General features: G+C 57.2%; 14 protein-coding genes. 5 read left to right on the forward strand and 9 right to left on the reverse strand.

The window, feature by feature from the left end; all coding sequences use genetic code 11:
* Nucleotides 1-158 precede the first annotated feature (158 nt).
* Nucleotides 159-2,921, forward strand: a complete 2,763-nt coding sequence (locus INT32_RS08205; protein WP_193088239.1) for a GDYXXLXY domain-containing protein — start codon at nt 159-161, stop codon at nt 2,919-2,921.
* Between the two features lie 248 nt (nt 2,922-3,169).
* On the opposite strand, the gene gluQRS is transcribed toward INT32_RS08205, so the two are convergent.
* Both gluQRS and INT32_RS08215 read right to left on the reverse strand, forming a co-directional pair.
* Nucleotides 3,170-4,114: a tRNA glutamyl-Q(34) synthetase GluQRS gene (gene gluQRS / locus INT32_RS08210; RefSeq protein ID WP_370540198.1), complete on the reverse strand. Its 945-nt coding sequence runs from the start codon at nt 4,112-4,114 to the stop codon at nt 3,170-3,172.
* Between the two features lie 106 nt (nt 4,115-4,220).
* Entirely contained in the window at nt 4,221-4,679 is a 459-nt protein-coding gene (locus INT32_RS08215; RefSeq protein ID WP_100694625.1) for a DUF494 domain-containing protein, read from the reverse strand.
* Nucleotides 4,680-4,788: 109 nt separating this feature from the next.
* Between INT32_RS08215 and INT32_RS08220 the strand changes: the two genes are divergently transcribed.
* From INT32_RS08220 to INT32_RS08230, 3 genes are all read left to right on the forward strand, one after another.
* Nucleotides 4,789-5,235, forward strand: coding sequence for a hypothetical protein (locus tag INT32_RS08220; RefSeq protein WP_193088241.1), 447 nt, complete (start codon nt 4,789-4,791; stop codon nt 5,233-5,235).
* A 220-nt stretch (nt 5,236-5,455) separates the two neighbouring features.
* On the forward strand, nt 5,456-6,646 hold the full coding sequence (locus tag INT32_RS08225) for an acetylornithine transaminase (RefSeq protein ID WP_193088242.1): 1,191 nt from the start codon (nt 5,456-5,458) through the stop codon (nt 6,644-6,646).
* An 85-nt stretch (nt 6,647-6,731) separates the two neighbouring features.
* Nucleotides 6,732-7,064 carry a hypothetical protein gene (locus INT32_RS08230; RefSeq protein WP_193088243.1) on the forward strand — a complete coding sequence of 111 codons (333 nt, stop codon included), beginning with the start codon at nt 6,732-6,734 and terminating at the stop codon, nt 7,062-7,064.
* A 396-nt stretch (nt 7,065-7,460) separates the two neighbouring features.
* Here INT32_RS08230 and INT32_RS08235 read toward each other — a convergent pair whose 3' ends face one another.
* The 7 genes from INT32_RS08235 to INT32_RS08265 form a co-directional block, all read right to left on the reverse strand.
* The gene (locus INT32_RS08235; protein ID WP_193088244.1) at nt 7,461-9,494 is read right to left on the reverse strand and encodes an acetyl/propionyl/methylcrotonyl-CoA carboxylase subunit alpha; all 2,034 of its coding nucleotides are present in this window, start codon (nt 9,492-9,494) and stop codon (nt 7,461-7,463) included.
* 14 nt (nt 9,495-9,508) lie between these two features.
* Nucleotides 9,509-11,116 (reverse strand): carboxyl transferase domain-containing protein, encoded by a 1,608-nt coding sequence (locus tag INT32_RS08240; RefSeq protein ID WP_193088245.1) that lies wholly within the window; start codon nt 11,114-11,116, stop codon nt 9,509-9,511.
* 118 nt (nt 11,117-11,234) lie between these two features.
* Nucleotides 11,235-12,416: an acetyl-CoA C-acyltransferase gene (locus INT32_RS08245; RefSeq protein ID WP_193088246.1), complete on the reverse strand. Its 1,182-nt coding sequence runs from the start codon at nt 12,414-12,416 to the stop codon at nt 11,235-11,237.
* Entirely contained in the window at nt 12,413-14,275 is a 1,863-nt protein-coding gene (gene aceK, locus INT32_RS08250) for a bifunctional isocitrate dehydrogenase kinase/phosphatase (protein WP_193088287.1), read from the reverse strand. The genes INT32_RS08245 and aceK overlap by 4 nt, the downstream gene beginning before the upstream one ends.
* 57 nt (nt 14,276-14,332) lie before the next feature.
* On the reverse strand, nt 14,333-15,511 hold the full coding sequence (locus INT32_RS08255; protein WP_193088247.1) for an isovaleryl-CoA dehydrogenase: 1,179 nt from the start codon (nt 15,509-15,511) through the stop codon (nt 14,333-14,335).
* Nucleotides 15,512-15,687: 176 nt separating this feature from the next.
* Entirely contained in the window at nt 15,688-15,903 is a 216-nt protein-coding gene (locus INT32_RS08260; protein ID WP_193088248.1) for a hypothetical protein, read from the reverse strand.
* 37 nt (nt 15,904-15,940) lie between these two features.
* Nucleotides 15,941-16,339 (reverse strand): MerR family DNA-binding transcriptional regulator, encoded by a 399-nt coding sequence (locus INT32_RS08265; RefSeq protein ID WP_193088249.1) that lies wholly within the window; start codon nt 16,337-16,339, stop codon nt 15,941-15,943.
* A gap of 101 nt (nt 16,340-16,440) precedes the next feature.
* On the opposite strand from INT32_RS08265, the gene INT32_RS08270 reads away from it, so the two are divergent.
* On the forward strand, nt 16,441-17,508 hold the full coding sequence (locus INT32_RS08270) for an MBL fold metallo-hydrolase (RefSeq protein WP_193088250.1): 1,068 nt from the start codon (nt 16,441-16,443) through the stop codon (nt 17,506-17,508).
* Nucleotides 17,509-17,839: the final 331 nt, after the last annotated feature.

Genomic DNA, 17,839 nt, shown 5'->3' on the forward strand with positions numbered 1-17,839 from the left:
TTTTCCGAAGTTATGAACCGCAAGCGGATGTGTTATTTTTCACCGAGTGTACTACACGGTTATTTTCCACACAGCTATAATCGCTTGCCGTGCTGTTTCTGGTGGCCGGCACTTTCCCGTCAGCCCAAACGCGGATAATACGAGAGGTAATTCAATTGATGCAAGCTCCGACGGCTCATTCTGCACAATCCGGGCATGATCAAATCGTCCGGTGGCGTCTCTTTTTCAATATAGGATTGCGGGTACTGGGTATTGGGCTGCTGGCCAGCGGCATTGTGACCTGGATCGCGGCAAACTGGGACGGCCTTGGCAAATTTGAGCGTATTGCGGGTGTCCAGCTGTTACTGGTTGCCGTTGTAGCCGTTGCCTTGGTGCAGGCCTGGCGGGGACAGCCCAGGTCCGGCCATACCCCAGGCGTTCCGGACCTGGCTCGCTCAGGCCGCCAGGGCGTACCGGTTTTTGCAGGCGCGTTGTTTCTCGCTTGTGTCGTTACCGGTGGCCTATTGGCGCTTCTGGGGCAAACCTATCAGACCGGCGCCGATCCCTGGACGCTCTTTGGCTGGTGGGCTCTGCTGGCGATTCCCTGGCTGCTGGTCGCGCGCAGCTGGTTTGTCATCGTTCTGTGGCTGGTCGTGCTAAATACCGCCATCATATTGCTGCTGGGTACGCAGGTGCTGATCAGCCCGCAGCGTTATACACCCATGGGCTATGCATGGGTGGTGGCCGCAATCAATGCCGGCCTGCTGGCGGGCGCCGAGCGTTTGCGCAGCCACTACAGCGATCCCTATCGGATGGTTCCCCGGCTGCTGGTGCTTATCATACTGATTGCCTTGTTTTGTACGCTGGCCGCGTCTGTGGAATCACTGTTTGATGATGGACCCAATCAGGCCATGCTGCTGCAGGCTGTGCTGGTTGGGGTGGTTGTCTCAGGCGGGTTCTATCTTTATCACCGTGTCAGGCCCGATTTTTTCATTCTTTCGCAACTGGCCGTCTTTACGGTCCTGTATGCGGGTACCTACGTGCTCATCGCAAGCTGGCTGTTCGCCGAGTCGATCGAGCTGAGCGTGGCGCTGGCCTTTGTGGTGGCACTTGGGGGGATGCTCGGTTGCGTGTCCTGGCTCAGGAAAGTGTATCAATCGCAGGCTGACGCGCCCGGCCAGCCAGCCCCTTCGGATAGTTCGGCAGCCTTACCTGCTGCGGTCACAGATACAGCCACAAACACAGCAAAGGCTGAATCTGCAGTCACCCCGGCGCAAAGTTCGCCGTTGTTGTTCCTTTTTTCATTCGGTTTTATATTTTTGCTGGGCCTGGCCCTTATTGTGGTCCTGGAGATACCGCTGGCAGGGGCTGCAGGTGCGGCGCTGGTCGCCGGGCTGTTGGCATACTTCGCCGCGGGCGGAAAAGGGCGTGTCAGCGGTGTAACGCTGATGCTGGTCGGTTTGCTGTTGCTGGCATTCGAGGTTTTCAACGGAACCTATATAGACTACGCGGACCGCGCTTTGCCGGTATTGGGTCTGATTGCCGGCCTGCTGCTTCTGTACCATATGCATCAAATACCGTGGTTTCAGTTCCTGTGCGCAGTCGCAGCGCTGGTGCTCTTTGCCATTCTTTGGCCGCAGTACAGTCCTGGTCTGGCATTCGATCATGCAGATACCGGCCTATCGGGCTATCGTCATGACGCAGACTGGCAGTCGTTTGTGAGCGAACTGGCGCCTGTTTATATTGTGCTGGCCACCGTGATTCTGATAGGGTTGCCACAGGCCTGGCTGCGTCGCTACAAAATGCTTGCTTGGGCGCTGCTGTGCGTCCCGCTTGGCGCTTATGTTATTGATATGTCGGGGTTGCCCTACAGCGGCAATCACAGTGCGCACGATGGGCAGAACATGCTGGCCATGGTGCTGAGTAAATGGCGTCTGCCCACACGGTTCCCGATGGTTTATCTGTGTAATTTGGTGTTTGCCCTGCTGCCTGTGGGGGTCGCGTGGCTGTCTGCCAGGCGGTCACGCGTTTGCGCGGTGGATCAGGCCGTTGTGCTGCTGGTCCTGTTGGCACTGGGCGTACTGTGGGGCGACCTGCCCGGTGTGCAGTTGGGGCTGTTGTTGTGCCTGCTGGGCTACGAGCTGCGTTACCGCAGCATGCTGGTTGTCGGCGTGGTCAGTATCATCGCCTTTCTGGCTCGGTTTTATTTTCAATTGCATTTTCTTCTGCTCGATAAAGCATACTTTCTGATCGCTCAGGGCGCCGTTCTGCTGGTGCTTGCACTGCTGTGGTACCGGCTGCGTCCTGTTGCGGTCATTGGCGGGCGACCCGCCGATCATCATGGCGCATCGGATCCGATCTCCGATACGCCCGCCGGGCGCGACGGGTCGCGCTTGCCCACGCATGACACCCTGTCTGCTCCTGAGACCAGATCGGGCCGCGGGTGGCCAAGGGTGCCGGTGCTTGTGAGTATCGTGGCCGGGCTGGTTGCCGTGCTGGCAGTGGCCAATGTGGACATCCTGCAAAAAGAGGCCATCATTCGCGACGGGACGCGTTTTGTTGTTGCATTGCGGCCGGTGGATCCGCGCTCTTTGATGCAGGGCGACTATATGACGTTAAATTTTGCGTCACAGCGGGGCGACGATGGGAATCTGTTTTCCGACTATTCACACCGATATGTCGAACTGAAACCCGATGCGCAGGGTGTCTACCACTTTACGCGAACGCTACCTCAAATGGCACCGCCTGCGCAGCCCGGTAATGTGGTGGTGCGTTATCGCCGGCAGCTGGATGAGCGGGTGCTGTTTGTGACCGATGCCTATTTTTTCCCGGAAGGGCAGGGCGAACACTATGCGCGTGCCCGCTATGGGGAGTTTCGTGTCAATCAGGACGGCGTGGCATTGTTAACCGGGTTGCTGGATGAAAAGCAGAATCGGCTTTAGGGCTTGAGCATCACTCGATAAGCACTTGAGACCGGCACGGCGGGGCTCGGTGGCCGTTATGCAGGGGCTCACTTGCGGGGGCGTGCGTTGTGCCGCACATTTTGCAGTGTGCGTTCGGGCGTTGGCGGTCACTGTATAAAGGCCAAAAAAATAACGACTAAAAATCATAACCGCCCAAAACAGCGGTCACAAATAACGGTCAAAATAACGGCCAAAATAGCGGCGGGAAATAACGGTTAAAACGGGCGTCAGCGTATGGTAAAACGTTGGCGCCATGCCGCCACTGCTGCGTCCCAGAAGTCGTTCACCGTGTTTACGGGCAGCACATCAAACCCCAGCGCTGCCCAGGCCCGCTGCAGGCTTTTAATCGGGTTGTGTACATCAATGGCCTGTGCGTGATTCTGTTTCGAGAGCTTTCTGCCATCTGCGTCCAGCACCAGAGGAACATGCATCATCCGCGGTGGCATAAAACCCAGCATGCGAGCCAGTTGATGCTGCCTGGCTGTAGAAGAAAGTAGGTCCTGGCCTCGCACAATGTCCGTCACCTGCTGATCGTAATCGTCCACAACCACAACGAGCTGATAGGCGAACAGGCCATCGGCGCGTTTGACGATCATATCGCCGACGGCCTGGGCAACGTTTTGGGTTCGTGCGCCCACCCATCGATCGGTAAAGGCGTATGCTTCATCGGGCATTCTCACGCGCCATGCACGGGGTGAGCGGCCAGCAGCAATACCGGCCCGACAGGTGCCGGCGTAGGGGCGCTCACCGTCCTCTCCCAACAGCCCTGCCCGCAGGGCGTTGCTGGCGATTTCCTGGCGTGTACAGGCGCATCCGTAAATCAGGCCTTGTCTGCCAAGTTGCTCGTATATGTCAGCATATCGTGACAGCCGCTGCGACTGCCAGATAATGTCGCCGTCCCAGCGCATGCCCAGTTGTTGCAATTGCGACAGGATAATTTGGTCGGCACCCGGCGCCACGCGCGGCGTGTCGATGTCCTCGATGCGTAACAGCCAGCGGCCGTGATGGGCGCGAGCGTCCAGAAAGCTGGCCATGGCCGCGACAAGCGACCCGTCGTGAAGGGGACCGCTGGGGCTGGGCGCAAAACGCCCCGTATAGGGGGCGCAGGTGGTGTAAGACGAGTTGGACAAAATCAGCGGGGGCAAGTAGATAGAGTAGACACGAGCAGCCACTGGCCTGGCTGCAAACATGCTTATGTTCGCATAGGTTATGGCGGCGTGCTTGCCTCATGGTCGCTTCATGCGACACATGGCGCAACCACGCCGCCGAACCTTCGGATCAGTGAAACAGTTTTTCTTCGTCGTCGGTAACCAGTTCTTCCAGGATCAGATGATCAATTTCCGCTTCCTGGCTCCACAACACCATCAGCGTGATGATTTTGATGTGCTGCAAGGACAGGGGAGCCTCCGGCGCTGCCATGGCCCGATCAATGATGATTTCACGCAGTGGTGGTGCCACTGCCCCGCTATACTCCAGAAAACTCAGGAACCCGAGGGCCGCAACGCCCAGGTGTTGTTGTTCGCCTGGTGTATAAAAACGTGTGCTGGAGTCTGACATGCTGGTCAGTTCCACGCATTTTTCTGTGGATTCGGCCAGACCGAAAAGCCAGCCGATCGCATCGTCAATGTCATCGTGCTCAAAGCCTGCAGCCATGAGCCTTTTGGTCAGGACGTCTGCGGAAGGGCAGGATTCTGGAGTGTAATAGTTCTCGAAGAGATAAACCAGGACATCATACATAATGCGTTTTCCCCAAAAGGTTTATTCAATGATAGCCCTTCAGTCAAATGACACCATCCTGCCTTCAAAATTCTTTAATTAAGCTGAAAGCGTATATAAATGGTGCTATATGACAGGCTACACCCGTCAGCCGTTACGCAGGCTTAATGATTATACTGTACGGGTTTTTGCGTGGGCAGGCAACGGTTTATTGGATCTCGTCATAAAAAAACATCACAGTGGCTTCCAGGCTCATGATTCCAAAAGACTTTCCGATGACAGAACCGTTGTCTGGCCGCCGCGCCTTCTGTTTCAGTCGATTGCACTGTACATAGCTGGCCGGCCCAGTAGCGCAAAAAATGAGCAAAAAAAAAGCGCAGATGACGCCGTTGATTTGACCATGCTGGCGCGACAGGTTAGCGCAGGAAAACAAGCTAAGCTGAGGAGGCGGCAAATGGCGCTGCGCAAAGAACACCCAAGCGCCAGGCCAGGTGCGCGAACAGGGAGTGAGCGGCGCGAGTTAAATCCGGGCGTCAGAGCAAAGAACCGGGAGTCAGAGCAAAGCGTTAAAGTGTAAAGCGACGTGTGCAACTGGGAGTTAAATCCGGGATAAAAATCGAGCGTTAAAGCTTGGTGCGTGAAAGCGGTAGGTGCAAAGATTGCCTTTTGGCAGATCGATGGGTCGCGGCAACCGGCCTGCGTAAGCGTGTATTTTTCATGCAGACCGGACAGCCGGGGGGAATTTGAATACAATGAAAACTTACTTCGTCCCCCATTTGCATTTATAAGGAAATGCCATGTCATTCAGTTCTGCCGATGCTCAGTCGCTAATGGAGATTACCGCCCGTCCACCTTTGTATTTCGTCAGTGGCGAGGGTTCCTGGTTGACGGACGACACAGGCAAGCGATATCTGGATTGCATTCAGGGCTGGGCGGTAAATTGCCTGGGGCATTGTCCGCCGCAATTGGTCAAGGCGCTTGCCGACCAGGCCGGAAAACTGATCAACCCATCTCCTGCGTTTTTCAATGAGCCGTCCGTGGCGCTGGCCAAGCGGCTGATTGATGCGTCGTGCTTCGATCGGGTGTTTTTCACCAACAGTGGCGCCGAGGCCAACGAGGGCGTGATCAAGCTGGCGCGCAAATGGGGCCAGAAAAACAAGAAGGGCGCCTACAAGATTATCACTTTCGACCATAGTTTTCACGGCCGCACATTGGCTACCATGTCCGCCTCGGGCAAGGCTGGGTGGGACACGAAATTTGCGCCCCAGGTCGATGGCTTTCCCAAGGCTGAACTCAATAACCTGGAGTCGGTCAAGGCGCTGATTGACGACGATACCGTTGCTATCATGCTGGAACCGGTGCAGGGCGAAGGCGGCGTTATTCCTGCAGAGATGGCGTTCATGAAAGCGCTGCGCGAACTGACCCGCGAGAACAATATGCTGCTGATCGTGGACGAAGTGCAGACAGGCATGGGCCGCTGCGGCGAACTGTTTGCCTATCAGGCTTATGGCATTGAGCCCGACATCATGTCGCTGGGCAAAGGGATCGGCGGCGGCATTCCCCTGGCCGCCATGCTGGCCCGCGAAGAAGTGTCGTGCTTTGAGCATGGCGATCAGGGTGGAACCTACAATGGCAACCCATTGATCACCGCCGGTGGTATTGCTGTTTTCGATACCTTGGCTGCCCCCGGTTTTATGCAAAGTGTTCAGGCCCGTTCCGAACAGTTGTCGCAAGGACTGCTGGCGCTGTCGGAAAAATGGGGCATGAAAGGCGAGCGTGGCATGGGCATGTTGCGTGCGTTGATCCTGGACAAGGACGACGGACCGGCGATTGTGGACGCAGCGCGTGAGCGCGGTCCGGAAGGCATGCTGCTGAACGCGCCGCGGCCGAATCTGCTGCGCTTCATGACCGCATTGAATATGACTGAAGATGAACTCAAGTTGATGCTGGCATGGCTGGACGAAGCGATTGCCCAGGTCAGAACTTGATCGATCCCTGTCTGCCGACAGGGCAATGAGGTAACCGGATGGTCGAATCCGTCCGGTTTCTCCCAACGGATGACAAGGAGCAGACATGCAGAACGAGATGGAACTCAAAGAGCTGGTAATCGAGCTATCGGATAATCTGAATCAATGCATGGCGCAGCAGGCGGCCCTGCAGCATGCGGTGTATGCATTGCTGGCCAATGTGAGCGACAAAAAGGCCGTGCGCAATTCGCTCAATATCTGCGCCGAAAGTTTTCTGGAAGCCCAGGAGTCTTTGGGTTTGCCGGATGATATGATTGAAACTTATCAGGACGAGATCGCTGAATTGCTCGATACGCTGTCAGACGATATCGAACAGCAGCGTGATGCTGAGTGGGCCAACGAAGGTGGCAATATACATCTGGACGAAGGCAAGCAGTAAGACCACGCTTTTGAACAATGGAAAATACGGGCAGCGGCTGGCGCTTCACGTGCCAGTCTCATGCGCCGGGCAAGTGACGGCAAACGGTTGCTCGCAACGTTCTTTTGATTTGACGGCCTGATTTGGCCGCGCATTCAGCGTAGGCAATCTGGAACGGCATGTAAATAGCGTGGACCAATCTGGAAAATAGGCGGAAATTTCTTCTCGCATACCGCCTTTCTGTTATTTCTAAAGCGCAGTCCGGGACATGGTGGGATGTGTATTTGCAGAGAATTCCGAGACAGTGTCTCGGAATTTTGATTTCTTCAAATTAGCTCAGATCGTCATCTTGCCCGGGTTCTTATCCGGGGCCGTTTACGTTCGACTTCTTTTTTTTGTGAAAGAGAATGCGAAAGGTCAGGTGTCGGCCTCTTCAATCCTGATCAATTCCGCTCCATCCGTTACCTGATCGCCAACAGCAAAGAACACTTCCTCGACAATGCCCGATGTGGGTGCGGTAATGGCGTGTTCCATTTTCATGGCCTCCATGACCATCAGGGCGTCGCCTTTTTTTACGGTGTCGCCGGCCTTGACCGACAGAGAGATGATCTTGCCTGGCATGGGGGCGGTCAGGTTGCCACCATGGTCGGCGCTCTCGTCGGCGGCATGGCGCAACATGTCCGGCAGGCCAAAAATACGGGTGCCACCGGTTTGTCCGGTGCCAAACAACCAGGCCTGTTCTCCCTCGCGCACGACGGTACCGCGATAATTGCGGCCATCCAGGTTGACCTGGGTGTGCCAGCTGGCGCCATCGGCTTGGGCTGACCATGACAGGGGATAGTTACGGTCCTGGTGCACCAGTTGCCACTGTCCGTCAACGCGCTGCATGTGCAGCGTGTGCGCGATATCGCCATCGAGCAGTTGCAGGGTCTGTCTATAGGAACCCGACAGGCGCCAGCCGTCGGTGCTGTCCCATGGGTCGATACTGTGATCGCCCTGGTTGCTGTTATGGCCGGTTTGTCCCTGGGCGCTGATCCAGGTGGCCGCCACGCAGGCCAGCGCCGGCAATGTGGCTTCGGTATGTTCGGGCAGCAATTGCTCGCGGTTTTTTTCGATCAATCCCGTATCCAGGTCGGCGGAGGCAAACGCCGTGTTTTCCATGAGCCGGCCAAGAAACGCCAGATTGGTGCGCACGCCAACAACATGCGTTTGCGCCAGTGCCGTATGCATGCGCGCAATGGCCTGTTCGCGGTTTTCACCCCAGACAATCAGCTTGGCGATCATGGGGTCGTAATAGGGCGAGATGGTATCGCCCTGGCCCACCCCGCCATCGACACGAACCGTGCCGTTGCGGAAGGTGACATGTTCAGGCAGGCGCAGGTGGCTTAGCGTGCCGATGGACGGCAGAAAGCCGTTGTCTGGATTTTCTGCGTAGATCCGTGCTTCAATGGCATGGCCTTGCATGGTCAGTTCGTCTTGCGTCAATGGCAGGGGCTGCCCGGCGGCAATGCGCAATTGCCATTCGACCAGGTCCAGCCCGGTAATCATCTCGGTGACCGGGTGCTCCACCTGCAGACGGGTATTCATTTCCATGAAGTAAAAGCGTCCGTCGGGTTCAGCGATGAACTCGACCGTGCCGGCACCCACATAGCCCACGGCCTTGGCGGCAGCGACTGCCGCCTCGCCCATTTGCTTGCGGCGTTCGGCGGTCATGCCCGGCGCCGGGGCCTCTTCGATGACTTTTTGGTGGCGGCGCTGTACCGAGCAGTCACGCTCGAACAAGTACACGGCATTGCCCTGGCTGTCGGCAAAGACCTGGATCTCGATATGGCGCGGTTTGGTCAGATAGCGTTCGATCAAAACCATGTCGTCGCCAAAGCTGCTGATCGCTTCACGCTTGCATGAAGCCAGTGCGGCGATAAACTCCTCTGAGCTATTGACCACGCGCATGCCTTTGCCGCCGCCGCCGGCACTGGCCTTGATCAATACCGGATAGCCGATGCGGTCGGCTTCCTGATGCAAAAGGGTGGGGTCCTGGTCTTTGCCGTGATAGCCAGGCACCAGCGGGACGCCTGCCCGTTCCATCAGAGATTTGGCGGCAGACTTGCTGCCCATAGCGGCAATGGCAGAGGCCGGTGGTCCGATAAAGGTGACGCCTGCCTGCCCGCAGGCCAGGGCAAAGGCTTCGTTTTCGGACAGAAAACCGTAACCGGGGTGAATTGCCTGGGCGCCCGTCGCCCGGGCAGCGTTCAGGATCACATCGCCCAGCAGATAGCTGGCGCGAGGTTCGGCGGCGCCAATATGAACCGATTCATCGCAGGCATGCACGTGCGCTGCGTTGGCATCGGCATCGGAGTAGACCGCGACAGTGCGAATGCCCATGCGGCGGGCAGTGGAGGCCACGCGGCAGGCGATTTCGCCGCGATTGGCAATCAGGATGGTATGGAACATGGTCTAGTCTCCGGTCAGATGCGGAACACGCCGAAACGGGTGTCTTCTATCGGGGCGTTCAGGGCTGCGGACAGGCTCAGCGCCAGCACCCGGCGGGTGTCGGCAGGCTGGATGATGCCGTCATCCCACAGGCGTGCAGTGGCATAGTAAGGGTGACCTTCGCGTTCGTACTGATCGCGAATCGGGGCCTTGAATAGTTCTTCTTCGTCGGCAGACCAACTGCCGCCCTTGGCCTCGATGCCATCGCGGCGGATCGTAGACAGCACGCTGGCCGCCTGCTCGCCGCCCATGACCGAGATACGGGCATTGGGCCACATGAAGAGCATGCGCGGATTGAAGGCGCGGCCGCACATGCCGTAGTTGCCGGCACCGAAAGAGCCGCCAATGAGGACGGTGATCTTGGGGACTGACGCGGTGGACACGGCGGTGACCATTTTGGCGCCGTGACGGGCAATGCCTTCGTTTTCGTATTTGCGACCCACCATAAAACCAGTAATGTTCTGCAAAAAGATAAGCGGGATCTTGCGCTGGCAGCACAGTTCAATAAAGTGTGCGCCTTTTTGCGCCGCTTCGGAAAACAGAATGCCGTTATTGGCAATGATGCCGACCGGCATGCCATGCAGATGGGCAAAGCCGGTAATCAGCGTGGTGCCAAAGCGCGCCTTGAACTCATCGAATTCGGATCCGTCGACAATGCGCGCAATCACTTCGCGAACGTCGTAAGGCTTGCGGGTATCGGCCGGAATGATGCCGTTCAGTTCCGCAGGATCGTACAGGGGCTCACGCACCGCTTGCAGTTTAAGGGGTATGTTCTTTTTGATATTTAAGCGCGCCACCGTGTCGCGTGCCAGCTGCAGGGCATGCAGGTCGCTGTTGGCCAGATGATCCACCACGCCCGACAGGCGCGTGTGCACATCGCCGCCGCCCAGGTCTTCGGCAGTGACGACCTCGCCCGTTGCCGCTTTTACCAGTGGCGGGCCGCCCAGAAAGATGGTGCCCTGGTTTTTGACGATGATGGATTCATCGCTCATGGCAGGCACATAGGCGCCGCCGGCCGTGCATGAGCCCATGACAACGGCAATTTGTGCAATGCCCATGGAGGACATGACCGCCTGATTGTAAAAAATGCGTCCGAAATGATCGCGATCCGGGAACACCATGTCCTGGCGCGGCAGGTTGGCGCCACCCGAATCCACCAGATAAATGCAGGGCAGGCGATTTTGCTGGGCGATTTCCTGGGCCCGCAGATGCTTCTTGACCGTCATGGGGTAGTACGTGCCGCCCTTGACCGTGGCATCGTTGCATACGATAACGCACTCGATGCCATTGACCCGGCCGATGCCGGTAATGACGCCGGCGCCGGGCGCGTCGCCCTCATACATCCCGTGCGCTGCCATGGGCGAGAGTTCGAGAAAGGGCGAACCGGGATCCAGCAGTCGTTCAACACGGTCGCGTGGCAGCAGTTTGCCGCGTGCCACGTGTTTGGCGCGGGCGGTTTCGCCGCCACCCTGCGCGGTTTTTTCCAGGTGCTGCTTCAGATCATCAATCTGTTGCTGCATTGCTTGGGCGTTTTCCAGAAAGCCTGCGGAACGGGCATTTATTTTTGAGGTGATAACGGGCATAAAACATTTCCATGCAAGTGGCCGGCAGCTGCGTGCCGACCGGCGCGAGCAACAGGGTGGATGGTTGGGTGTGAGCCGTGCCGGGCAGATTGCTGCCCGACACGGATAAACCACAAGGTCAGATCATTTCGACGGCCAGCGCCACAGCTTCTCCGCCACCGATGCACAAAGAAGCCACGCCGCGTTTTCCTTTGGTCTTGCGCAGCGCGCCAAGCAATGTGGTCAGAATGCGTGCGCCGGATGCACCGATAGGATGGCCCAGCGCAGTGGCGCCGCCATGGATATTGACTTTGGCGTGATCCAGTTCCAGCTCTTTCATGGCGGCCATGGTTACTACGGCGAACGCTTCGTTGATTTCGTATAGGTCAACGTCGTCTTTGCTCCATGAAAGCTTGTCCAGCAGTTTTTTGATGGCGCTGACCGGCGCAGTGGTAAACCACTCGGGTTCATGAGAGTGCTGGGAATGGCCCACAATACGCGCGATAGGCGTTGCCCCCAGTTTTTTTGCGGTGGACTCACGCATGATGACCAGTGCTGCCGCGCCATCGGAAATGGATGACGAGTTTGCCGCCGTGACCGAGCCGTCTTTTTTGAAAGCAGGCTTGAGGGCGGGAATTTTCTCGGGCTTGGCCTTGCCGGGCGATTCATCGGTACTGACAATGGTGTCGCCGCCCCGGCCACTGACGGTCACGGGGGCAATTTCCCATTCGAAGCTGCCATCGGCAATGGCGGCATTGGCGCGCTTGAGTGACTCGATGGAAAACGCGTCCTGGTCCTGGCGACTAAAGGTGTATTTATCAGCGCATTTTTCAGCAAAAACGCCCATGGCGGTACCGCGCTCATAGGCGTCTTCCAGTCCGTCCAGCGCCATATGATCATAGACGGTAGAGTGACCATAGCGATAGCCCTGGCGGCCTTTGAGCAACAGATACGGGGCGTTGCTCATGCTTTCCTGGCCGCCGGCAACCACGACCTCGGCACTGCCGGCCAGCAGCAGGTCATGCGCAAGCATGGCCGCTTTCAGGCCCGAGCCGCAGACTTTATGGATGGTGGTGCATGCCACGCTTTTAGGCAACCCGCCGCCCAGTGCTGCCTGGCGTGCCGGTGCCTGGCCCTGTCCTGCCTGCAGGACGTTGCCCATGATCACTTCCTGGACGTCGTCGGCCTTGATGCCCGCCCGCTCTACGGCGGCGCGGATGGCGGTGGCGCCCAGTTCATGTGCAGCCAGCCCGGAAAGGCTGCCCGTCATGGCACCCATGGGCGTGCGGGCAGCAGAAACGATTACGATAGGATCATTCATGTCGATTCCTTTAATGAATTATGTTGCCGCGGCACGTCTGCACGATGCAGACAGCGCTCGGCGGGGTAGGGAAAGATATCTTCGATTTTACCGGACGCCACCCGGTTCTGCCGGTTCTGCCACCATTGGTAGTCCAGCAGTTGGGCATGGTGTTTCAGGAATGCCCGCCGCACGCGGGGGTCGCCCAGCAGGAATCGTTCGAATTCCTCGGGAAACACGTCATTGGCGTGAACGGCGTACCAGGGCTCGTCGGACATTTCGGCTTCTTCGTTGGGGGCCGGTGGAATCCTTCGGAAAACCATCTCGGTGATCGGCTGTATTTCGTCATAGTCATAAAACACGACGCGGCCCAGACGGGTGACACCGAAATTCTTGTACAGCATATCGCCTGCAAAAATATTGGCCGCAGCCAATTCAGCGATGGCATCCCCGTAGCCTTTGACGGCGTCTTCAAGTGCAGCATCGCTGGCCCGGTTCAGATACAGGTTCAGCGGCGTCATGCGGCGTTCGATATAGACATGTCGAAAGATGATGGCACTGTCGGTCTCTTCGATCAGACTGGGCACTTCGGTGCGCAGCTCTTTGAGCAAGGCATCGGAAAACCGATGTAGCGGCAGGGCAACTTGTGAATACTCCCAGGTATCTGCCATGCGTCCGACCCGATCATGCAGTTTGACCATCTGGTATTTCTGGCGAACGGTCTTGTGCACCATCCCGTCCTTGCGGATCTTGTCGCGGATGAGCTTGAACACATAGGGATAGGAGCCCAGTGTAAATACGGTCATCACCATTCCTTCGATACCCGGGGCAATGTCGAAAGTATCGGTCGAATGCGTGAGGTGATGCAGGAAGTCGCGGTAGAACAGGGTCTTGCCCTGTTTCTGCAGCCCGATAGCCGTATACAGTTCTGCCTTGGGTTTGGCTGGCATCAGCGTGTGCAGGAACGAGACGTACGAGGAGGGCGTTTCCATGTCTACCAGAAAATAGGCACGGGTAAAACTGAACAGCGTGCTGATATCGGCGCGGGTATGCAGCAGTGCATGCAACCTCACTTCGTGGGCCGGCGTATGCAGCAGTGGAATGGAAAACGGATAGAGCTGTCCGTTGTTGATGAAGCGACCTATGATATAGGCGCCCTTGTTACGGAAAAACAGACTGCGCAGCACATGAATCTGACAGTCGGGCGCAATGCGCGAACCGCCAGTTTTGATGATCTCCCTACGCAGCACGCTGACGGCGCGACGGGCAAGCAGGCGGGCATCTGCGGGCAGGTCATGGTAAGGCAGGGCCAGCCCGAAGTCGGCCACCATGTCGATAACCGTGGATACAATGCCGTGCGTGTGAGGGTAGTAAACGCGATAGGAACTGCCCTGGGCATCAATGTAATCGGTGGCAACGGCGGGGCGCACGAACAGGAAGTCGTTATGAAAATAGTCGCGGTGCATGATCCGGCTGCATACCGAATTGAAGAAGGTTTCTGCACACTCGGGCTGGCTATGCTCCAGCAGCAGTTGCGTATAGGCTTGCTTGATATCCTGCCAGTACTGGCTTTGTTCTTCGGTAAAGGCGCCGCTGACCGTCGGATCCTGCATGGCCATGCGGGTCCTGTCCAGCAACTGGGTGATCTGTCGTGTGCATTCGCGCACCCGCGTGTCGTAGTAGTCTATCCGCTCGCGGTTGACCCGCTGCATGCCATGCCAGTCGTGTGACTCAAACAGCGCTTTGGCCCGTTGCGCGACAAAGCGAAACAGCGAATAGTGCCGGTTGAAGCCGGCCAGGATTTCGGCGGCCAGGGCAGAAGGTTCCGGCACGGGCGGATCGACTTGTCGGACTTGCTGATGATCTGCGGTGAGCGGCATAGTCATGTGTCTTTTGTCTTGCAGCTAGCGGCCCGGTTCGCCGACCGGGCCAAATGACTAGCGTGTTTCGTTGAACAGCTCACGTCCGATGAGCATGCGGCGGATTTCGCTGGTGCCGGCGCCGATTTCGTACAGCTTGGCATCGCGCCACAGACGTCCCGTGGGGTACTCGTTGATGTAACCGTTGCCGCCCAGGATCTGGATGCCTTCGCCGGCCATCCAGGTGGCTTTTTCTGCGCAATACAGGATAACGGCGGCGCAATCTTTGCGCACTTCGCGCACATGGCCGTCGCCCAGGCGATCCAGGTGTTTGCCGACGGTGTAGCAAAAGGCCCGGCTTGCCTGCAGCGTAGTGTACAAATCGGCCATTTTCCCCTGAATCAGCTGGAACTGGCCGATAGCCTGGCCAAACTGCTGGCGCTCATGCACATAGGGCACGGTGATATCCATCACGGCCTGCATGATGCCCAGCGGCCCGCCGGCCAGCACGGCGCGCTCGTAATCGAGCCCGCTCATGAGTACCTTTACGCCGCCGTTGAGCTGGCCCAGTATATTTTCTTCGGGGACTTCACAGTTTTCAAACACCAGTTCGCCGGTATGGCTGCCGCGCATGCCCAGTTTGTCCAGTTTCTGGGCGACGGAAAACCCCTTGAAGCCTTTTTCGATGATAAAGGCGGTGATGCCTTTGGCATTGGCCTGTGGGTCGGTTTTGGCGTACACCACCAGGGTATCTGCATCCGGGCCGTTGGTAATCCACATTTTGGTGCCATTGAGCACATAGCGGTCGCCTTTTTTCTCGGCGCGCAGTTTCATGCTGACCACATCGGAACCGGCACCCGGTTCGCTCATGGCCAGTGCGCCGATATGCTCGCCGCTGATGAGTTTGGGCAGGTATTTTTGCTTTTGCGCTTCGGTGCCGTTGCGATGCAACTGGTTGACGCACAGGTTGGAGTGAGCGCCGTAGGACAGGGCCACCGAGGCGCTGGCACGCGAAAACTCTTCCATGACGATCATATGAGCCAGATAGCCAAGGTTGGCGCCGCCATATTCTTCACTGACCGTCATGCCAAGCACGCCCAGATCACCGAATTTTTTCCACAGGTCCATGGGGAATTGGTCGTCGCGATCCAGCTGGGCAGCACGTGGGGCGATTTCTGCCTTGGCAAAATCGGCTACGGCATCGCGCAACATATCCAGATCCTGGCCCAGATCAAAATTCAAACCGGGAAGCGTCATGAAAAGTCTCCGTCGTTGTGGTGTGTGAGTGGACCCACAGAATAAGGCCGCACTGACAGATATAAGTTTACGTGAACCGGATCACGGCTTGATGACCGAAGTGGGTAAACAAGGGTAATCGCCAGTGTGGAAATTGCCCACTGATCATGGGTATCGCACCAGTCCGGAATAAGCGCTTAATATATCATTACGTTTACGTAAACGTCAATAAGAGACCGATCAGTATAAACCCGTAAGCCGGCGGTGTATTTCTGGTGTATTTCAATAGGCAGGATGGGCGACGCGCGCAGCGTATCTACACGTTCCTGCCAGGTACGGGTGGTAATGATTTTTCCGTCAAACTCAAGCGAGGCATCCTGACTGTGGTTGCCGTAGCCTATCCGGGCTCCCATAGCAGTGGCGCCTGCCTGCGCCGGAGGGCTTATGCGCTCACTTTGACGCAGCGGCAGCGTCCACTTCGCTCAGCAGTTTCAGGCAGTTTTTTTCCTGTTCGTCGATTTCCGCCAGGGTCTGGTCCAGGTCCTGCTTTTGCTGCATCAATTGCAGTTTGTGGCGGGTGAGGATGGTCAGGTAGCTTTGCAATTGCGGCTGCGTACTGCCAGGGCCCTCGTACATGCCGATAAGCGAGCAGATTTCGGACAATTGCAGTCCCAGTCGTTTGCCACGCAACGCCAGCTTCAGGCGCGTCCGGTCCCGATGGGTATAGATACGCTTTTGTCCGTCCCGGATGGGATTGACAATGCGGTGATCTTCGTAGAAACGAAGCGTTCGCGGCGTGATATTGAATTCTTCCGCGAGTTCGGAAATAGACCAGGTGCGTGGGTTCATGGAGGCAAAGCAGCCGGAAAAGGGATTCGGACTTGCATGTTTACGTTAACGTAAACTATGATCTATGAATTAAAACCAAATGTCAATGAGGAGCGGTACGCATGAACGAACTTGAAGCAAGACTGGATTATCCCTTCGGCGATGAGTTGCCACAACCGGGGCAGGCCAGAGAAATTGCCCCCGGCGTCAAATGGATTCGCATGCCCCTGCCGTTTGCATTGGATCATATCAACTTATGGTTGCTCAGGGATGAGGTCGATGGCCGCCAGGGCTGGACGGTAGTGGATACCGGCATTGCCAAGCCCGAAGTCAAGGCGTTGTGGGAAACCATTTTTGAAAACGCGCTGGAAGGCCTGCCGGTCCTGCGCCTGGTTGTCACCCATATGCACCCCGATCATACCGGTCTGGCTGCATGGATCTGTGAACGCTGGAACGCACCGCTGCATATGAGCATGACTGACTTTTACGTGGCATCGCTCTGGTCGTCACGCCCGGCAGGCGGCGCGGGCACCGGAGGCGATGTGGCGGTTGCGCATTTTGCGCGCCATGGTCTGACCGATGCGAATGCGCAGGAGCAGATCCGCCAGCGCGCCGGCTACTATCCTTCGCTGGTTGAAGGCATGCCGCGGCGTTTCGTGCGAATGCTGGGCGGAGAGCGCCTGCACATCGGTGGCCGCGTGTGGGAGTTCATTGCGGGCTACGGTCATGCGCCGGAACACATCAGCCTGTATTGTCCGGAACTCAAGGTGCTGATTTCCGGCGACATGGTGCTGCCGCGCATCTCGACCAACGTCAGTGTCTTCGATCATGAACCCGACTCGGATCCTTTGAAGCTGTATCTGCAATCGCTGGACAGCTACGAACCGCTGGCCGAAGATACCCTGGTGCTGCCTTCGCATGGCCGACCGTTCAAGGGCCTGCATGAGCGGCTTCGCCAGCAGCACGCCCACCATGCCGAACGGCTGGCCGAAGTACTGCAATGGTGTCGTGAGAAACCGATGTCGGCGTCGGACGTGGTGCCGCTGATGTTCAAGCGCAAGCTGGATCTGCATCAAATGACATTTGCCATGGGTGAGGCGTTGGCCCATCTGCATACGCTTTATCACGAGGGTAAACTGACACGCACTGAGGACGACAACGGTGTGCTGAGGTTCTCTGCAACAGCCTAGTTCAAAGGCCCGGCTGCTGTCGGCTTGACACGAGGTCGCTCGTTTCGTATCAGATGGATAAATTCGGCGCGCGTGTCCGGGCACCTTCCAGGCCATGACACGGGCCGGCGTGTCGCGCGTTCTGGATACGTTGCACGAGCCGGTCGGTAGCGCATTGTCAACACGTTTTCTGCTTTAAGTCTTTCCTGCCGCCTTGACGCTTGTTCAGGCGCGGGATTGATGTTATATTTTAAAGGTCATAAGTATGGCTTTTTCGCCTTTTGTTTTTTCGCCATTAACATTCATCATGACACATTCACACTTGCGGCATTCACCAATGTGACCCTGGCGT

The organism is Advenella sp. FME57 (assembly GCF_014897675.1).
GTDB lineage: Bacteria > Pseudomonadota > Gammaproteobacteria > Burkholderiales > Burkholderiaceae_B > Advenella.

Excerpts from the sequence above, each read along its gene's own strand:
- INT32_RS08265 (WP_193088249.1), bottom strand. The coding sequence starts at position 16,339 with ATGAACCCACGCACCTGGTCTATTTCCGAACTCGCGGAAGAATTCAAT.
- INT32_RS08260 (WP_193088248.1), bottom strand. The coding sequence starts at position 15,903 with ATGGGAGCCCGGATAGGCTACGGCAACCACAGTCAGGATGCCTCGCTT.
- INT32_RS08270 (WP_193088250.1), top strand. The coding sequence starts at position 16,441 with ATGAACGAACTTGAAGCAAGACTGGATTATCCCTTCGGCGATGAGTTG.
- INT32_RS08220 (WP_193088241.1), top strand. The coding sequence starts at position 4,789 with ATGACAGGCTACACCCGTCAGCCGTTACGCAGGCTTAATGATTATACT.
- aceK (WP_193088287.1), bottom strand. The coding sequence starts at position 14,275 with ATGCCGCTCACCGCAGATCATCAGCAAGTCCGACAAGTCGATCCGCCC.
- INT32_RS08230 (WP_193088243.1), top strand. The coding sequence starts at position 6,732 with ATGCAGAACGAGATGGAACTCAAAGAGCTGGTAATCGAGCTATCGGAT.
- INT32_RS08255 (WP_193088247.1), bottom strand. The coding sequence starts at position 15,511 with ATGACGCTTCCCGGTTTGAATTTTGATCTGGGCCAGGATCTGGATATG.
- INT32_RS08205 (WP_193088239.1), top strand. The coding sequence starts at position 159 with ATGCAAGCTCCGACGGCTCATTCTGCACAATCCGGGCATGATCAAATC.
- INT32_RS08215 (WP_100694625.1), bottom strand. The coding sequence starts at position 4,679 with ATGTATGATGTCCTGGTTTATCTCTTCGAGAACTATTACACTCCAGAA.
- INT32_RS08235 (WP_193088244.1), bottom strand. The coding sequence starts at position 9,494 with ATGTTCCATACCATCCTGATTGCCAATCGCGGCGAAATCGCCTGCCGC.
- INT32_RS08240 (WP_193088245.1), bottom strand. The coding sequence starts at position 11,116 with ATGCCCGTTATCACCTCAAAAATAAATGCCCGTTCCGCAGGCTTTCTG.
- INT32_RS08225 (WP_193088242.1), top strand. The coding sequence starts at position 5,456 with ATGTCATTCAGTTCTGCCGATGCTCAGTCGCTAATGGAGATTACCGCC.
- INT32_RS08245 (WP_193088246.1), bottom strand. The coding sequence starts at position 12,416 with ATGAATGATCCTATCGTAATCGTTTCTGCTGCCCGCACGCCCATGGGT.